Here is a 1,444-nt window from a genome sequence, read left to right on the forward strand (position 1 = left end):
CATCCCGCCAACCGGACTCACACCAGCAAAATCCACACCGACCAGCGTAAGTCCACTTAAGCAGATAAGCAGTACATGCGTTCGATGGAGATGCCGGATGAGGTGGCCGCGGCTTTGGACGCGCTGGACGCGGCCGATGCTGCGGTGCGCGGGCTGAACTTCGACGTGCTGAGCCCCGCCGTCCGGCTGCGGGTGCTGGAACGGACGGAGACCTCGCGCCGACGCCAGGTTGCGACGAGTCACGACCTGATCGCGGGACTGGCGCAGGAGGATCCCGCAGACATCGGCGGGCCGGCCCACAAGGTCATCGGCGACTGGTTGCGGATCAGCTACACCGAGGCGTGCCGGCGGCTCAGAGACGCCCGACAGCTCTCGCCGAGCCTGACCCTCACCGGCCAGGAGGTACCACCGGAGCTGCCCGCCACCGCCGAAGCCTGGCGGGACGGCGCCCTCGACGGCCAGCACCTGCGGGTGATTCAGGCCTTCGTGCGCGGACTTCCGGGCGCCGTACCCGCCCAGACGGTGGAAGCGGCCGAAAGTTTCCTGGCCCGGCAGGCGATGCAGTTGCGCCCCGACCAACTGGAAAAGGTCGCGCACCGGTGCGCGCTGCGAATCAACCCCGACGGCAAATTCTCCGACGTGGACCGCGCGCGGCAGCGCGGCTTCACCTGGAGCGGCCAGCGTCTCGACGGGATGAGCATCGGAAAGCTGGTCGCTTCCCCGGAGTTGCGGGCCAATCTCGACGCCTGGCTGGCGCGATTCGCGGCCCCCGGCATGTGCAACCCGGACGGTGAAAAGCCCTGCGTCGACGGCGAACCCAGCGACGAGTCCGAGAGCGGCGACTTGCGCAGCCACGCGCAGCGCCAGCATGACGCGCTCAACGCGCTGGTCCGCGGCCAGCTGGGCGATCCGAAACTGGGCGCGCACAACGGGTTACCGGTCACCGTCATCGTCTCCACCACGCTGCAAGAGCTGACGGCCGCCAGCGGGCGGGCGGTCACGGGCGGCGGAACTGTGCTCCCGATGCGCGACGTGATCCGGATGGCAACCCACGCCTACCACTATTTGGCCGTGTTCGATGAACACACCAGCCGACCGCTGTATCTCGGCCGGTCGCGGCGAATCGCCACGCCCGATCAGCGCATCATTCTGTACGCGAAGGACCGCGGCTGCACGCATCCCGGCTGCGACGCGCCGGGCTATTGGTGCGAGGTCCACCATCTCGACGAGTGGGCCACCGGCGGACTGACAGATGCCGACAAGCTCACCTTCGCCTGCACGCCGCACCACAAGCTCATCGAAAAGGGCTGGCGGACCAGGACACTCGCTGACGGGCGCACCGAATGGATCCCGCCGCCGCACTTAGACCGAAGTTCCCCCCGCTAAGTGGGGTCTGAATCCCCAATGTGCTTGGTGAGCAGGTGTTCTGCGGTGATTATGTGGC

The 1,444-nt window shown here is 67.7% G+C and carries 1 protein-coding gene; it reads left to right on the forward strand.

The features are described from left to right. Positions 1 to 75: 75 nt before the first annotated feature. Positions 76 to 1,386: an HNH endonuclease signature motif containing protein gene (locus AWC17_RS26090; RefSeq protein ID WP_085165434.1), complete on the forward strand. Its 1,311-nt coding sequence runs from the start codon at positions 76 to 78 to the stop codon at positions 1,384 to 1,386. Positions 1,387 to 1,444: the final 58 nt, after the last annotated feature.

Origin of the sequence: Mycobacterium nebraskense (assembly GCF_002102255.1) — a bacterium.
In the GTDB taxonomy this organism is placed as follows: Bacteria; Actinomycetota; Actinomycetes; order Mycobacteriales; family Mycobacteriaceae; genus Mycobacterium; species Mycobacterium nebraskense.

What these genes read in the sequence shown, in the direction of transcription:
- AWC17_RS26090 (WP_085165434.1), top strand. Translation starts at nt 76, where the DNA reads ATGCGTTCGATGGAGATGCCGGATGAGGTGGCCGCGGCTTTGGACGCG.